The sequence below is a fragment of the Microbulbifer maximicatervae (SeqCode) genome, from assembly GCF_052467505.1.
The window spans coordinates 3,414,941-3,428,336 of sequence record NZ_CP174313.1; the positions used below are offsets into that span (position 1 = coordinate 3,414,941).

27 protein-coding genes are annotated in these 13,396 nt (G+C 53.7%); all 27 read right to left on the bottom strand.

The features are described from left to right. Positions 1 to 12: 12 nt before the first annotated feature. Complete coding sequence (locus ACJJIN_RS15095) at positions 13 to 270, bottom strand: YeaC family protein (RefSeq protein WP_444895282.1); 258 nt, start codon at positions 268 to 270, stop codon at positions 13 to 15. A gap of 72 nt (positions 271 to 342) precedes the next feature. Next, positions 343 to 729, bottom strand: coding sequence for a 50S ribosomal protein L17 (gene rplQ, locus ACJJIN_RS15100; protein WP_108731671.1), 387 nt, complete (start codon positions 727 to 729; stop codon positions 343 to 345). 123 nt (positions 730 to 852) lie between these two features. After that, a complete protein-coding gene (locus ACJJIN_RS15105) occupies positions 853 to 1,857 on the bottom strand; it encodes a DNA-directed RNA polymerase subunit alpha (protein ID WP_282934387.1) in 1,005 nt (334 codons plus the stop codon). Between the two features lie 44 nt (positions 1,858 to 1,901). After that, the gene (rpsD, locus tag ACJJIN_RS15110; protein ID WP_108731669.1) at positions 1,902 to 2,522 is read right to left on the bottom strand and encodes a 30S ribosomal protein S4; all 621 of its coding nucleotides are present in this window, start codon (positions 2,520 to 2,522) and stop codon (positions 1,902 to 1,904) included. A 15-nt stretch (positions 2,523 to 2,537) separates the two neighbouring features. Beyond that, positions 2,538 to 2,927 (bottom strand): 30S ribosomal protein S11, encoded by a 390-nt coding sequence (gene rpsK, locus ACJJIN_RS15115; protein ID WP_020411406.1) that lies wholly within the window; start codon positions 2,925 to 2,927, stop codon positions 2,538 to 2,540. A gap of 89 nt (positions 2,928 to 3,016) precedes the next feature. Next, positions 3,017 to 3,373 (bottom strand): 30S ribosomal protein S13, encoded by a 357-nt coding sequence (gene rpsM, locus ACJJIN_RS15120; protein WP_282934388.1) that lies wholly within the window; start codon positions 3,371 to 3,373, stop codon positions 3,017 to 3,019. A 344-nt stretch (positions 3,374 to 3,717) separates the two neighbouring features. Further along, positions 3,718 to 3,834, bottom strand: coding sequence for a 50S ribosomal protein L36 (gene rpmJ, locus ACJJIN_RS15125; RefSeq protein WP_010133825.1), 117 nt, complete (start codon positions 3,832 to 3,834; stop codon positions 3,718 to 3,720). Between the two features lie 41 nt (positions 3,835 to 3,875). Continuing rightward, a complete protein-coding gene (gene secY / locus ACJJIN_RS15130) occupies positions 3,876 to 5,222 on the bottom strand; it encodes a preprotein translocase subunit SecY (protein WP_282934389.1) in 1,347 nt (448 codons plus the stop codon). Between the two features lie 11 nt (positions 5,223 to 5,233). Beyond that, positions 5,234 to 5,668 carry a 50S ribosomal protein L15 gene (gene rplO / locus ACJJIN_RS15135; protein ID WP_282934390.1) on the bottom strand — a complete coding sequence of 145 codons (435 nt, stop codon included), beginning with the start codon at positions 5,666 to 5,668 and terminating at the stop codon, positions 5,234 to 5,236. A 1-nt stretch (position 5,669) separates the two neighbouring features. Next, entirely contained in the window at positions 5,670 to 5,855 is a 186-nt protein-coding gene (gene rpmD / locus ACJJIN_RS15140) for a 50S ribosomal protein L30 (protein ID WP_020411402.1), read from the bottom strand. A 38-nt stretch (positions 5,856 to 5,893) separates the two neighbouring features. Then, on the bottom strand, positions 5,894 to 6,400 hold the full coding sequence (rpsE, locus tag ACJJIN_RS15145; RefSeq protein ID WP_282934391.1) for a 30S ribosomal protein S5: 507 nt from the start codon (positions 6,398 to 6,400) through the stop codon (positions 5,894 to 5,896). A 10-nt stretch (positions 6,401 to 6,410) separates the two neighbouring features. Continuing rightward, positions 6,411 to 6,761: a 50S ribosomal protein L18 gene (rplR, locus tag ACJJIN_RS15150; protein ID WP_282934392.1), complete on the bottom strand. Its 351-nt coding sequence runs from the start codon at positions 6,759 to 6,761 to the stop codon at positions 6,411 to 6,413. Positions 6,762 to 6,774: 13 nt separating this feature from the next. Then, entirely contained in the window at positions 6,775 to 7,308 is a 534-nt protein-coding gene (gene rplF, locus ACJJIN_RS15155; protein ID WP_282934393.1) for a 50S ribosomal protein L6, read from the bottom strand. A 12-nt stretch (positions 7,309 to 7,320) separates the two neighbouring features. Then, a complete protein-coding gene (rpsH, locus tag ACJJIN_RS15160; RefSeq protein WP_282934394.1) occupies positions 7,321 to 7,713 on the bottom strand; it encodes a 30S ribosomal protein S8 in 393 nt (130 codons plus the stop codon). Between the two features lie 40 nt (positions 7,714 to 7,753). After that, entirely contained in the window at positions 7,754 to 8,059 is a 306-nt protein-coding gene (gene rpsN, locus ACJJIN_RS15165; protein ID WP_020411397.1) for a 30S ribosomal protein S14, read from the bottom strand. A gap of 9 nt (positions 8,060 to 8,068) precedes the next feature. Continuing rightward, positions 8,069 to 8,608, bottom strand: a complete 540-nt coding sequence (rplE, locus tag ACJJIN_RS15170; RefSeq protein ID WP_020411396.1) for a 50S ribosomal protein L5 — start codon at positions 8,606 to 8,608, stop codon at positions 8,069 to 8,071. A gap of 31 nt (positions 8,609 to 8,639) precedes the next feature. Continuing rightward, positions 8,640 to 8,951, bottom strand: a complete 312-nt coding sequence (rplX, locus tag ACJJIN_RS15175; protein WP_108731661.1) for a 50S ribosomal protein L24 — start codon at positions 8,949 to 8,951, stop codon at positions 8,640 to 8,642. A gap of 20 nt (positions 8,952 to 8,971) precedes the next feature. Then, entirely contained in the window at positions 8,972 to 9,340 is a 369-nt protein-coding gene (rplN, locus tag ACJJIN_RS15180; protein WP_067151032.1) for a 50S ribosomal protein L14, read from the bottom strand. Positions 9,341 to 9,386: 46 nt separating this feature from the next. Then, positions 9,387 to 9,650 (bottom strand): 30S ribosomal protein S17, encoded by a 264-nt coding sequence (gene rpsQ / locus ACJJIN_RS15185; protein WP_108731660.1) that lies wholly within the window; start codon positions 9,648 to 9,650, stop codon positions 9,387 to 9,389. A 2-nt stretch (positions 9,651 to 9,652) separates the two neighbouring features. Next, positions 9,653 to 9,844, bottom strand: a complete 192-nt coding sequence (rpmC, locus tag ACJJIN_RS15190; RefSeq protein ID WP_020411392.1) for a 50S ribosomal protein L29 — start codon at positions 9,842 to 9,844, stop codon at positions 9,653 to 9,655. After that, entirely contained in the window at positions 9,844 to 10,257 is a 414-nt protein-coding gene (gene rplP, locus ACJJIN_RS15195) for a 50S ribosomal protein L16 (protein WP_282934395.1), read from the bottom strand. Before rplP ends, rpmC begins: the two co-directional genes overlap by 1 nt. A gap of 11 nt (positions 10,258 to 10,268) precedes the next feature. Beyond that, positions 10,269 to 10,949: a 30S ribosomal protein S3 gene (gene rpsC / locus ACJJIN_RS15200; protein ID WP_282934396.1), complete on the bottom strand. Its 681-nt coding sequence runs from the start codon at positions 10,947 to 10,949 to the stop codon at positions 10,269 to 10,271. Positions 10,950 to 10,968: 19 nt separating this feature from the next. Then, positions 10,969 to 11,301 (bottom strand): 50S ribosomal protein L22, encoded by a 333-nt coding sequence (gene rplV, locus ACJJIN_RS15205; protein WP_282934397.1) that lies wholly within the window; start codon positions 11,299 to 11,301, stop codon positions 10,969 to 10,971. 15 nt (positions 11,302 to 11,316) lie between these two features. Further along, positions 11,317 to 11,595, bottom strand: a complete 279-nt coding sequence (gene rpsS / locus ACJJIN_RS15210) for a 30S ribosomal protein S19 (RefSeq protein WP_069946924.1) — start codon at positions 11,593 to 11,595, stop codon at positions 11,317 to 11,319. A 37-nt stretch (positions 11,596 to 11,632) separates the two neighbouring features. Next, on the bottom strand, positions 11,633 to 12,457 hold the full coding sequence (gene rplB / locus ACJJIN_RS15215) for a 50S ribosomal protein L2 (protein ID WP_108731657.1): 825 nt from the start codon (positions 12,455 to 12,457) through the stop codon (positions 11,633 to 11,635). Between the two features lie 14 nt (positions 12,458 to 12,471). Beyond that, the gene (rplW, locus tag ACJJIN_RS15220; RefSeq protein WP_282934398.1) at positions 12,472 to 12,768 is read right to left on the bottom strand and encodes a 50S ribosomal protein L23; all 297 of its coding nucleotides are present in this window, start codon (positions 12,766 to 12,768) and stop codon (positions 12,472 to 12,474) included. Beyond that, the gene (rplD, locus tag ACJJIN_RS15225) at positions 12,765 to 13,379 is read right to left on the bottom strand and encodes a 50S ribosomal protein L4 (protein WP_020411385.1); all 615 of its coding nucleotides are present in this window, start codon (positions 13,377 to 13,379) and stop codon (positions 12,765 to 12,767) included. Before rplD ends, rplW begins: the two co-directional genes overlap by 4 nt. Positions 13,380 to 13,396 lie beyond the last annotated feature (17 nt).

A 13,396-nucleotide genomic window follows, 5' to 3' on the forward strand; every position in this document is an offset into this window, starting at 1 on the left:
CAGACTGATTAGCTAGCCAACCCAGTTAACAGCTTGCTCATCGTCTTTTTTTCCTACACAGGGCTCATCCTTGGTCTTCGGCGCCACATAGCCTAGCTGTTGCTCCCGCGGAAGGTTTGCGGACTCCCAATTGGAAACCGCTTCTGCGCAGAGGCTGCGCTGCTCAGGGGATAGCGCAACACCATTGGGCCATTTTCCAAGCTCAATGGCCCGCTTTAAGCTGCCCACAATCTCGGGATTCAAACTCTTTAATAGTTGCTCAAAAGACATACAAAAATCTCCTTATGGCAAAAAAAAGGCCGGTCAAAGACCGGCCTTCCGTAGCGCTATGGCTAATAACGCTTAAGCTTCAGCAGCTTCGTCTTCTACTTGAGGACGGTCTACCAGCTCAACGTATGCCATCGGCGCCTTATCACCAGCGCGGAAACCACACTTCATGATACGGATGTAACCACCAGGACGGGCTTCGTAACGAGGACCCAGCTCGTCGAACAGCTTACGCACAGCATCCTTATCACGGATACGAGCGAAAGCCAGACGGCGGTTAGCAACACTGTCTTTCTTAGCCAGAGTGATCAGCGGCTCGGCAACGCGGCGCAGTTCTTTGGCTTTGGCCAGTGTGGTTTTGATCAGTTCGTGCTCCACCAGAGAGGCGCTCATGTTCTTGAACATGGCCTTGCGGTGAGCGCTCGTGCGGCTGAATTTACGGCCACTATAGCGATGACGCATGACTCAATTCCTTACGACCTAAGTTGCTGTCACAGCAGGTCGTTCTGGAGCGGTGTCGCGCTAAGCTGTAGCACCGCTCGGGTTCTTTCTACTAATCACGACACCGTCGCGACTACCAAATGCTTACAGGGGGCTTAACTTGCTGTCGCCTTTCAGGCTGGCCGGCGGCCAGTTTTCCAGGCGCATACCCAGGGACAAACCACGGGAAGCCAGTACGTCCTTGATTTCAGTCAGAGACTTCTTACCAAGATTCGGCGTCTTCAGCAGTTCTACTTCAGTGCGCTGAATCAGATCACCGATGTAGTAAATATTCTCTGCCTTCAGACAGTTCGCCGAACGTACAGTCAACTCCAGGTCGTCTACCGGGCGCAGTAGTACCGGATCAACTTCAGGCTCTTCAGCCTTCGGCTGTGCATCCTTCTCGCCTTCCAGGTCCACAAATACTGCGAGCTGTTGCTGCAGAATAGTGGCGGCGCGACGAATAGCCTCTTCCGGGTCCAGGGTACCGTTGGTCTCCAGATCCAGAACCAGCTTATCCAGGTCAGTGCGCTGTTCTACACGCGCGCTTTCCACGCTGTAGGAAACGCGACGCACTGGGCTGTATGAAGCATCCAGCTGCAGACGGCCAATTGCACGGCTTTCCTCTTCCTCGCCACGACGAGCATCGGCGGGCTGGTAGCCACGGCCGCGCGCTACAGTGAGACGCAGGTTGAGCTCGACATCACCAGTAATATTGGCGATCACGTGCTCAGGATTAACGATCTCGATGTCGTGATCTACCTGGATATCTCCAGCAGTCACCGCACCTGGGCCCTTTTTGCTCAGGCTCAATACCGCCTGATCCTTACCGTGCATAACAACGGCGATTTCTTTCAGGTTGAGCAGGATTTCAATTACATCTTCCTGCACACCTTCGATCGCGCTGTACTCGTGCTCGACACCTTCGATTTCCACCTCGGTGACGGCGCAGCCCGGCATGGAGGACAGCAGGATGCGACGCAGCGCATTGCCAAGAGTGTGGCCAAAGCCACGCTCCAGGGGCTCCAAAATCACTTTGGCGTGATTCGGATTGTACTCGGTGACGTCAATACGACGCGGTGTCAAAAACTCGTTGACAGCAGTCTGCATAGCCATACCTGTTTACAGTTGCATTCCTTAAAGTGGACTTATTGTTACTTGGAGTACAGTTCCACGATAAGGTTTTCGTTGATCTCTGCCGGCAGATCGACACGATCCGGAGTGCGCTTGAAAGTGCCTTCCAGTTTGCTCGCGTTTACGTCTACCCACTCGACATCGCCACGCTGGGCAGCGAGGGAAACGGAATTCTGGATACGCAGCTGCTTCTTGGCTTTCTCACGTACAGCGATAACGTCGCCTTCTTTAACCTGGAAAGAAGGGATGTTAACGGTAGTGCCGTTTACAAGAATCGCTTTGTGGGAAACCAGCTGACGCGCTTCAGAGCGAGTTGAGCCGAAGCCCATGCGGTAAACCACGTTGTCCAGACGCTGCTCGAGAAGTTGCAGCAGGTTTTCACCTGTAGCGCCCTTCAGACGTGCTGCTTCCTTATAGTAGTTACGGAACTGCTTTTCCAGTACGCCGTAGATACGACGAACTTTTTGCTTTTCACGCAGCTGAATACCGTAGTCGGACAGACGACCGCGACCAGCGCCGTGCTGACCGGGTTTGGATTCTGCGCGACACTTGGAGTCGTGCGGACGAACACCACTCTTCAGCTGCAGGTCAGTCCCTTCACGACGGGACAGTTTACATTTTGGTCCAATATAACGTGCCATTTTGTCAGCCCCCTCTTACACGCGACGCTTTTTAGGTGGACGACATCCGTTATGCGGGATAGGCGTCACGTCGGTGATGTTGGTGATCTTGTAGCCGCAGTTGTTCAGTGCACGAACGGCAGATTCGCGACCGGGGCCAGGGCCCTTAACTTCTACGTCGAGGTTTTTCAGGCCGTATTCCTGAGCTGCAGTACCTGCGCGCTCAGCGGCAACCTGGGCTGCAAACGGGGTGCTCTTACGCGAGCCACGGAAGCCAGATCCACCTGCGGTGGCCCAGCTGAGGGTATTACCCTGGCGATCAGTGATCGTCACGATCGTGTTGTTGAACGATGCGTGGATGTGGGCAATACCGTCGACAACGGTCTTTTTGACCTTTTTGCGAACAGTAGTTTTTGGCTTAGCCATACCAGTATCCTAAATCCTGTATCAAATCCCCTCGGCGATTAGCCGGACGGGGCATCTTGAACCGCGATTTCGCGCCTTTTAGTTAAGGCTTACTTGCGAATCGGCTTGCGCGGACCCTTACGGGTGCGAGCATTGGTCTTGGTGCGCTGACCACGCAGCGGCAAGCTGCGACGGTGACGCAGACCGCGATAACAACCCAGGTCCATCAAACGCTTGATGTTCATGGATATTTCACGGCGCAGGTCGCCTTCCACGGTCAGTTTTGCAACTTCACCACGGATGGTTTCGATCTGCTCTTCAGACAGTTCGCGGATTTTGGTGGATTCAGCGATACCAACCGCTGCCAAAATAGACTTAGCCGTAGTGCGACCAACCCCATAAATGTGGGTCAGGGAGATTACGGCGTGCTTGTGGTCTGGTACATTGACACCAGCAATACGTGCCATAGAGGCGTACTCCACGTATTGGAGTCACTGCTTTATATTAAGTATGTGACTCTACTTTGATTTCGGCGCTGACAGCGACTAAAAAACCGGCGGCGCCACCAAAAAGGCGCGCAAGAATAGCTTTTCAGACACTAATTTGCAATAGCCAACGTCCGCATCGGTCCCCCGAAGCGGATGAAGACGACAGTCAACGCCCCCAGTTGGAAGTTTGCTGTTGCTAACTTCCCACCCCAAAAAACTTCCCGGGGTGTTGCCATTCGATACGGGGCTGTATCGAGTAGCGAATTTTTCCAGCTTTTACAGAGGCGCCCTGTGGGCGCTCTCCGCAAGGGGCTGGCCCCTTCTTAGCCTTGACGCTGCTTGTGACGTGGCTCAGCGCTGCAGATTACCCGCAGAACACCCTTGCGACGCACGATTTTGCAGTTACGGCAGATCTTTTTTACAGAAGCGCGTACTTTCATGACCTTACCTCAATTCAATCAAACTGCGAGCAGGCGACGCCCTAGCGACGACCGTAGCTTTGCAGGTTAGATTTTTTCATCAAACCCTCGTACTGGTGCGACAGCAGATGCGATTGTACCTGTGCCATAAAGTCCATCACTACGACTACAACGATCAGCAGTGAGGTACCCCCCAGATAGAAGGGAACGTTAAACCCAACCACCAGGAACTGCGGCAGCAGGGATACCAGTGCGATGTATACAGCACCCACCAGAGTGAGGCGAGTCAGCACGCTATCGATATAGCGGGCCGTCTGCTCTCCAGGGCGAATGCCTGGCACATAAGCACCGGACTTTTTCAGGTTATCCGCAACTTCATTCGGGTTGAACATCAACGCCGTGTAGAAGAAACAGAAGAAACCAATCAACAGTGCGAACAGAATAATGTTCAGCGGTTGCCCTGGTCCAAGCTGCAACGCCATCCACTGCAGGATCTCTGCACCGAGACCTTCCCCGCCCTGACCAAACCACTGTGCCAGTGTGGCCGGGAACAACAGGATACTGCTGGCAAAGATTACCGGAATTACACCGGCCATATTTACCTTCAGCGGCAAGTGGCTCGCCTGTGCAGCTGGAGCCGCAGAGTAGCGTCCCGCTTGGCGCCTGGCGTGGTTGATCGTAATGCGGCGCTGGCCGCGTTCCATAACAACCACAAAGAACACTACAGCAAGAGCGATGACGCCAATCATCAACAGCATGAGTATGTGCAGCTCACCCTGTCTCGCCTGCTCAAATGCCTGGCCGATGGCACCGGGTAAACCGGCGACGATACCGGCAAAAATCAGCATGGAAATGCCGTTGCCAACACCGCGCTCAGTGATCTGCTCACCGAGCCACATCATAAATACAGCACCAGTCACCAGTGACGTTACCGCCACAAAGTAAAAACCAAACGCGGGCTCAGATGAGTAAGCCAGGTTCTGCCCTGCCAGGCCGAAAGTCATACCGATCCCCTGAATCAGGGCCAGTATTACCGTCAGATAGCGGGTGTACTGGTTGATCTTACGTCTTCCGGCCTCCCCTTCCTTCTTCAACGCTTCCAGAGAGGGAGTCACCGCGCTCATCAACTGCATGATGATGGACGCGGAGATGTAGGGCATGATGCCCAGCGCCAGAATACTCATCCTTTCCAGGGCGCCGCCTGAAAACATGTTAAACAGGCCAAGGATGGTTCCCTGGTTCTGGTTAAACAGGTTTGACAGCTTTTCCGGATCAATGCCGGGCACCGGAATATGTGTCCCCAGTCGATAAACAAGAATCGCTAGAAACAGAAAACGAAGGCGAGCCCAAAGCTCGCCCAATCCCTTGCTGTTGCCCAGGGGATTTCCACCGGATCCTGGTCGTGCCATTGGCGCCTCGATTAGTCTTCTATTTTACCGCCAGCAGCTTCAATCGCTGCCTTTGCACCTTTGGTAACTCCCAGACCCTTAACGGTAACAGCTTTGGTCAGCTCACCTGAGAGGAACACTTTGGCGCGTTTAATATGGCTGCCGATAATATCGGCATTCTTAAGCGCTGCCAAATCGATTACGTCATTTTCTACCTTCGCCAGCTCAGCCAGACGTACTTCTGCGGTAAAGCGAGAAACACGAGCGGTGAAACCGTACTTAGGAAGACGCTTCTGCAAAGGCATCTGACCGCCTTCGAAGCCCGGACGAACACTGCCGCCGGAACGCGCTTTCTGACCTTTGTGGCCGCGGCCACCGGTCTTACCAATTCCGCTACCAATACCGCGACCAACGCGCTTGGCGCTGTGCTTGTGGCCTGGTGCTGGAGACAAGTCGTTCAAACGCATGTTATTCCCCCTCAACCTTAACCAGGTAGTTTACTTTGTTGATCATACCGCGCACGGAGGGAGTATCCTCCACTTCCACTGTGTGGCCGATGCGGCGCAGGCCCAGACCCGCAACGCACGCCTGATGACTTTTCAGGCGTCCGTTGATGCTTTTGGTCTGGGTCACTTTTATGGTCTTCTTAGCCATGGTCTTAACCCACCAATAACCTTAAATCCGAGCTGTAATTAGCCCAGAATCTCTTCGACAGATTTACCGCGCTTGGCAGCTACATCTTCCGGGCTCTGCATTTGCTCCAGAGCTTTGAAAGTTGCACGTACTACGTTCACCGGGTTGGTGGAGCCGTAACACTTAGCCAATACGTTGTGTACACCAGCCATTTCCAGAACGGAGCGCATAGCACCGCCGGCAATTACACCGGTACCCTGGGAAGCGGGCTGCATGTAAATCTTGGAACCGCCGTGGCGACCATTGGTAGCGTACTGGATGGTGTCACCATTCAGGTCTACCTGGATCATGTTGCGGCGTGCAGATTCCATCGCCTTTTGAATCGCTACAGGCACTTCACGTGCCTTGCCACGACCAAAGCCAACACGGCCATTGCCATCACCAACTACGGTCAGTGCGGTAAAGGCGAAGATACGACCACCTTTAACAGTCTTGGCAACGCGGTTGACCTGGACCAGCTTCTCCTGCAGGCCTTCGTCGTTGCTTTTGTCTTTCTCTCTAGCCATAACTCAACCCTTAGAATTTCAGACCGGCTTCGCGGGCAGCGTCAGCCAGAGCCTTAACACGGCCATGGTATCTGAAGCCGCTACGATCGAAGGCAACTTGTTCAACGCCAGCGGCTTTCGCGCGCTCAGCGATCAGTTTGCCAACTGCGGCAGCAGCGTCAGCGTTGCCAGTTTTACCAGAGCGCAGGTCCTTGTCCAGGGTAGAGGCGGAAGCCAATACCGCGCTGCCTTCGGCAGACAGGATCTGTGCGTAAATGTGGCGCGGGGTGCGGTTCACGGTGAGGCGAACGGCGCCCAGCTCACGGATCTTGGCGCGGGCACGACGTGCACGACGCAAGCGAGATGCTTTCTTAACGTTCATATCTATGCCCTACTTACTTCTTCTTGGCCTCTTTGCGATACACGCGCTCGTCGGCATAACGGACACCCTTACCTTTGTAGGGCTCCGGCGGACGGAACGAGCGGATCTCAGCGGCCACTTGGCCCAGCAGCTGTTTATTGCTGCTCTTCAGTACGATTTCAGTCTGGGATGGAGTTTCCGCAGTCACACCTTCCGGCAACTGATAATCGATCGGATGGGAGAAGCCCAGGGTCAGGTTAACCGCTTTACCGGCTGCTTTCGCACGATAACCAACACCCAGCAACTGCAGCTTCTTCTCGAAGCCCTTGCTTACGCCTATCACCATGTTATTGACCAAAGCACGGGTGGTACCCGCCAAGGCTCTGGCCTGCTTGGAGTTATTGCGCGCGGCAAAAGTCAGCTGGCTTTCAGCCTCGCTCACTTCTACATCACCGTGAATAACCATATCCAGGTTACCGCTACCGCCTTTAACAGCGATATTTTGACCTTTCAGGTCTACGGTTACACCTGCGGGGATAACTACCGGACTATTTGCTACTCGAGACATTGCAACCCCCGCTTAGAATACGGTGCAAAGCACTTCGCCACCGATACCAGCCTGACGTGCAGCGCGGTCAGTCATCACACCATTAGAGGTGGAAACGATCGCGACACCCAGGCCACCACGTACGGTAGGCAGAGCTTTTTTACCAGTGTAAGCGCGCAGGCCCGGACGGGAAACGCGATTGAGCTCGGCAATAACCGGCTTGCCCTGGAAGTATTTCAGAGCAATGGTCAGTTCCGGCTTAGCGCCTTCGCTTACGTTTAAATCAGTAACGTAACCTTCGTCTTTCAGGACTTTGGCCACTGCTACTTTCAGTTTGGATGATGGCAGGGTGACTTCCGCCTTTCCGCGCGCCAGGGCATTGCGGATGCGAGTCAGCATATCTGCCAACGGATCTTGCATACTCATCTTATGAGACTCCTCAAATCTGCCTTAAACCAGCTGGTAATTACCAGCTGGACTTCACGAGGCCAGGAACATCACCACGCATCGCAGCTTCACGAAGCTTGTTACGGCACAGGCCGAACTTGCGGTATACAGCGTGGGGGCGACCAGTAATACGACAGCGGCGTTGCTGACGTACCGGGCTTGCATCGCGCGGCATTTTCTGCAGCTTGAGTTGAGCCTCCCACTGCTCCTCTTCGGAAGCAGTGGAACTGGCGATGATCGCCTTCAGCTCTTGACGCTTCTCGGCGTACTTAGCTGCGGTTCGAGCGCGCTTGTTTTCGCGCGCAATCATGGATTTCTTCGCCATGGAATCCTCTTAACCCTTGAAAGGGAAGTTGAACGCTTTCAGCAGCGCACGACCTTGATCGTCGTTTGCAGCTGTAGTGGTAATACAAATATCCAGACCGCGGAGCTTGTCTACTTTGTCGTAGTCAATTTCCGGGAAGATGATTTGCTCAGTCACGCCCATAGAGAAGTTACCGCGGCCGTCGAACTGCTTCGGGCTAATGCCACGGAAGTCGCGGATACGCGGAATCGCGATGTCAACCAAACGCTCCAGGAACTCATACATGCGCTCACCGCGCAGAGTTACCTTGCAGCCGATCGGCCAACCGTCACGAATCTTAAAGCCCGCAATAGACTTGCGCGCTTTAGTAACGATGGGCTTTTGACCAGTAATTGCTGTCATATCGTTGACAGCGTGCTCCAGCACCTTCTTATCACCAATCGCTTCACCAACACCCATGTTGATGGTGATCTTGGTGATGCGCGGCACTGCCATCACATTCTCGAGACCAAGCTCTTCTTTTAGCTTGGCCACGAGGTCCTTAGTGTAGAGCTCTTTAAGCTTTGCCATGATCTACCAACCTGCTTTTGCGTCAAGAGCCTTAGATGGCTTCGCCGCTGGATTTGAAGACGCGAATCTTAGTGCCGTCTTCCAGTACTTTAAAGCCCACCCGGTCAGCCTTCTGGGTGTTAGGGTTGAAGATGGCTACGTTGGAAGCTTGGATAGCAGCTTCTTTCTCAACGATGCCACCTGCAATACCCATCTGTGGGTTTGGCTTTTGGTGCTTTTTGATCATCTGTATGCCGGAGACAATCAGACGACCGTCGTTCAGTACTTTACGTACTGAACCACGTTTGCCCTTGTCACGACCGGCGATAACGATCACTTCGTCGTCACGCTTGATCTTGCGCATAACTCTTCTCCGCTCGAGGCCTAGATAACTTCGGGAGCGAGGGAGATGATCTTCATGAACTTCTCACCGCGCAATTCGCGAGTTACCGGACCAAAAATACGGGTGCCAACCGGCGCCAGTTGCTGGTTCAGCAGCACCGCTGCGTTATCGTCAAATTTAATCAGGGAACCGTCCGCGCGACGCACACCTTTTTTGGTGCGAACCACAACGGCGTTCATTACCTGACCTTTCTTCACTTTACCGCGGGGGATGGCTTCCTTAACGGTTACCTTGATAATGTCGCCCACGCCGGCATAACGACGATGGGAGCCGCCCAGCACCTTGATGCACATGACGCGGCGAGCCCCACTGTTGTCAGCTACTTCTAAGTAGGATTCCGCTTGAATCATTGTCTCTCTCCGAAACCTTTCAATTCGGCAGTCAATGCGCTAGGGGTTATACCTTCGCCGCACGCTCTACAATTTTCTGTAAAGCCCAAGATTTGCTCTTGGACAGAGGACGAGATTCCTCGATGGTTACAACATCACCGATGCTGCAATCATTGTTCTCATCATGTGCCTTGAGCTTTGTGGACTTGTTTACAATTTTGCCGTAGATCGGGTGCTTAACACGGCGCTCGATCAAAACGGTGATGGTTTTATCCATCTTGTCACTCACAACCTTGCCGGTCAGAGTACGCTTCAGTTTTGCTTCAGCCATGATTAATTACCTGCCTTCTCGGTCAACACAGTCTTTATGCGAGCAATGTCGCGACGAGTCTGCTTCAGCAGATGAGTCTGAGCCAGTTGACCGGTGGATTTTTGCATACGAAGCTTAAATTGAGCTTCGAGCTGGTTCAGCAGTTCCTGGTTCAGCTCTTCAACTGACTTTTCGCGTAGATCTGCAGTCTTCATTACATCACCGAACGCTTAACGAAAGTTGTTTTTACAGGCAGCTTGGCCGCAGCTAGTGCGAAAGCCTCACGAGCCAGCTCCTCGGACACACCCTCCATCTCATAGAGGACCTTGCCCGGCTGGATCTGAGCTACCCAGTATTCAACGCCACCTTTACCTTTACCCATTCGAACTTCGAGGGGCTTATTGGTAATTGGCTTGTCTGGAAACACACGAATCCAGATTTTACCGCCACGTTTAATGTGACGAGTCATTGCGCGACGAGCCGCTTCGATCTGGCGCGCAGTAATGCGTCCACGACCGGTAGCCTTAAGGCCAAACTCGCCAAAGCTCACTTTAGAGCCGCGCTGAGCAAGACCGCGGTTGCGACCCTTCTGTACCTTGCGGAATTTTGTACGCTTTGGTTGCAGCATTTGCGTACCCCTTATTTAGCAGCTTTTTTGCGGCTCTTTACCGGCTTCTCATCGGGCACTTCGTCACCGATTACCTCGCCTTTAAAGATCCACACCTTGATACCGATGATGCCGTAAGTAGTCTTCGCTTCAACATTGGCGTAGTCGATGTTGGCGCGCAGGGTGTGCAGGGGCACACGGCCTTCGCGATACCATTCGGTACGCGCGATTTCTGCACCGCCAAGACGGCCACTTACTTGAATCTTGATACCTTCGGCACCCTGACGCATAGCGTTCTGTACGGCACGCTTCATAGCGCGACGGAACATAACACGGCGTTCCAGCTGCTGGGCAACGTTCTGGCCAACCAGAGCCGCGTCCATATCAGGCTTGCGCACTTCTTCGATGTCGATGTGCACAGGTACGCCCATCTGCGCGCTTACTTCTTTGCGCAGACGTTCTACGTCTTCACCTTTTTTACCGATCACGATGCCCGGACGTGCAGTGTGAATCTTCACACGCGCAGTGTTTGCCGGACGTTCGATCTCGATACGGCTCACAGAAGCGTGGGCCAGTTTTTTGCGAATGTATTCGCGAACTTTCAGATCCGTGTACAGCTTGTCTGCGTACTCGTCGCTGCCGGCATACCAAACAGAGGTATGCTTTTTAACGATACCCAGACGAATGCCGGTAGGATGTACTTTTTGTCCCATGGTTTTCTCGCCTGCTCTCTTATTTCTCGGCCACTTTCACAGTGATGTGACAAGTACGCTTAAGAATGCGATCAGCACGACCTTTAGCACGCGGCTTAATGCGCTTCATGGTCATACCTTCGTCCACAAAAATTGTGGAAACCTTCAGCTCGTCAACGTCAGCACCTTCGTTGTGCTCAGCGTTGGCAATGGCCGACTCCAGTACTTTCTTAATGATCGCCGCACCCTTTTTAGTACTGAAAGCCAGTATATCCAGGGCCTCTTCAACGCCTTTGCCGCGAACCTGATCAGCTACCAGTCGCGCCTTTTGCGCCGATAGACGTGCGCCGCGTAATTTTGCTGCTACTTCCATCTTTATAACCTCGGCTTAGCGCTTCTTCGCTTTCTTGTCCGCAGCATGACCGCGGTAAGTGCGGGTAGCAGCGAACTCGCCCAGTTTATGGCCAACCATTTCTTCGTTAACCAAAACGGGCACGTGTTGACGACCGTTGTGCACGGCAATCGTCAGTCCAACCATTTCCGGCATAATCATGGAACGGCGGGACCAGGTTTTAATCGGCCGACGATCGTTTGCTGCAATCGCTGCCTCCACCTTCTTGATCAAATGCAGATCAATAAAGGGACCTTTCTTTAATGAGCGTGGCACTGTCGATTCCTCTCTAGCTGCTCAGACATCGCGCGGCTTACTTGCCGCGACGACGTACTATCATCTTATCGGTGCGCTTGTTCTTGCGCGTTTTCTTACCCTTGGTCGGAACGCCCCACGGAGTAACCGGATGACGACCACCAGAGGTACGGCCTTCACCACCACCGTGCGGGTGATCTACCGGGTTCATCGCCACACCGCGAACGGTAGGACGAACACCACGCCAGCGTGCAGCACCAGCTTTACCCAGCTTGCGCAGGCTGTGCTCGGAGTTGCTCACTTCACCCAGGGTTGCGCGGCACTCAGCGAGAACCTTGCGCATTTCGCCGGAACGCAGACGAATGGTCGCGTACTGACCTTCACGAGCTACCAGCTGCACAGAGGCACCAGCAGAACGGGCCAGCTGAGCGCCTTTGCCTGGCTTCAGCTCGATCGCGTGGATTACAGAACCTACCGGAACGTTGCGCAGAGGCAGAGTGTTACCCACAACAATCGGTGCGGCATCGCCGGACTGAATGGTGGCACCTGCTTTCAGGCCTTTCGGTGCGATAATGTAACGACGCTCACCGTCGGCGTAACACACCAGAGCGATGTGTGCGCTGCGGTTGGGATCGTACTCCAGACGCTCAACTTTAGCCGGAATACCGTCTTTGTTGCGCTTGAAGTCGATTACACGGTAGTGCTGCTTGTGGCCACCACCGATGTGACGGGTAGTGATACGACCATTGTTGTTACGGCCACCACTTTTGCTCTTGCTCTCCAACAGAGGAGCGTAAGGAGCACCCTTGTGCAGGTCGGTGTTAACAACCTTAACCAGGTGACGACGGCCGGCGGAGGTCGGTTTTGTTTTTACAATTGCCATTGTAACGGTCCCCTTTACTCAGCAGCTTCAAAATTGATGTCGCTGCCCTCAGCCAGGCGAACGTAGGCTTTTTTCCAATCGCTGCGCTGGCCCATGCCATTGCGAGTGCGCTTGGTTTTGCCCTTTACGTTCACGGTGCGAACCTGCTCAACGGAAACGTTAAACAGCTTCTCAACCGCAGCCTTGATCTCAGCTTTTTCGGCGTCGGTGGTAACCTTGAAAACTACCTGGTTGGCGCTATCGGCCAGTCCAGCAGCTTTTTCGGAAATTACCGGGCCCAGCAGTACTTTGTAGAGTCGCTCTTGGTTCATCCCAGCACCTCTTCAATTTTCTTGAGCGCAGAAACGGTAACCACGACCTTATCAAAGCGAATCAGGCTTACTGGATCGATCGCCTGTACATCGCGGACGTCGATCTTGTGCAAGTTGCGTGCGGCCAGGTAGAGGTTTTCGCTAACCTCTTCAGTCACGATCAGCGCATCGGACAGGTCAAACTGAGCCAGTTTGCTTACCAGCTGCTTGGTCTTGGGTGCGTCCACATCAAAGGACTCAACCACTACCAGGCGCTCCTGACGAGCCAGCTCAGACAGAATGCAACGCAGTGCAGCGCGGTACATTTTTTTGTTCAGCTTAACGCTATGATCGCGTGGATCAGCAGCGAAAGTTACGCCACCGGAACGCCACAGCGGGCTGCGGATAGTACCGGCACGTGCGCGGCCAGTACCTTTTTGGCGCCATGGCTTCTTACCACCACCAGAAACATCGGAACGATTTTTCTGCGCCTTGGTACCCTGGCGAGCGCCGGCCATGTAGGCCACAACTGCCTGGTGTACCAGATCTTGGTTGAACTCACGTCCGAAAGTCACTTCAGAGACAGCTACTGTGCCTTTAGCGCCTTCGGGAGTAGCGATATTCAGTTCCATATCTATTTCCCCTCAGA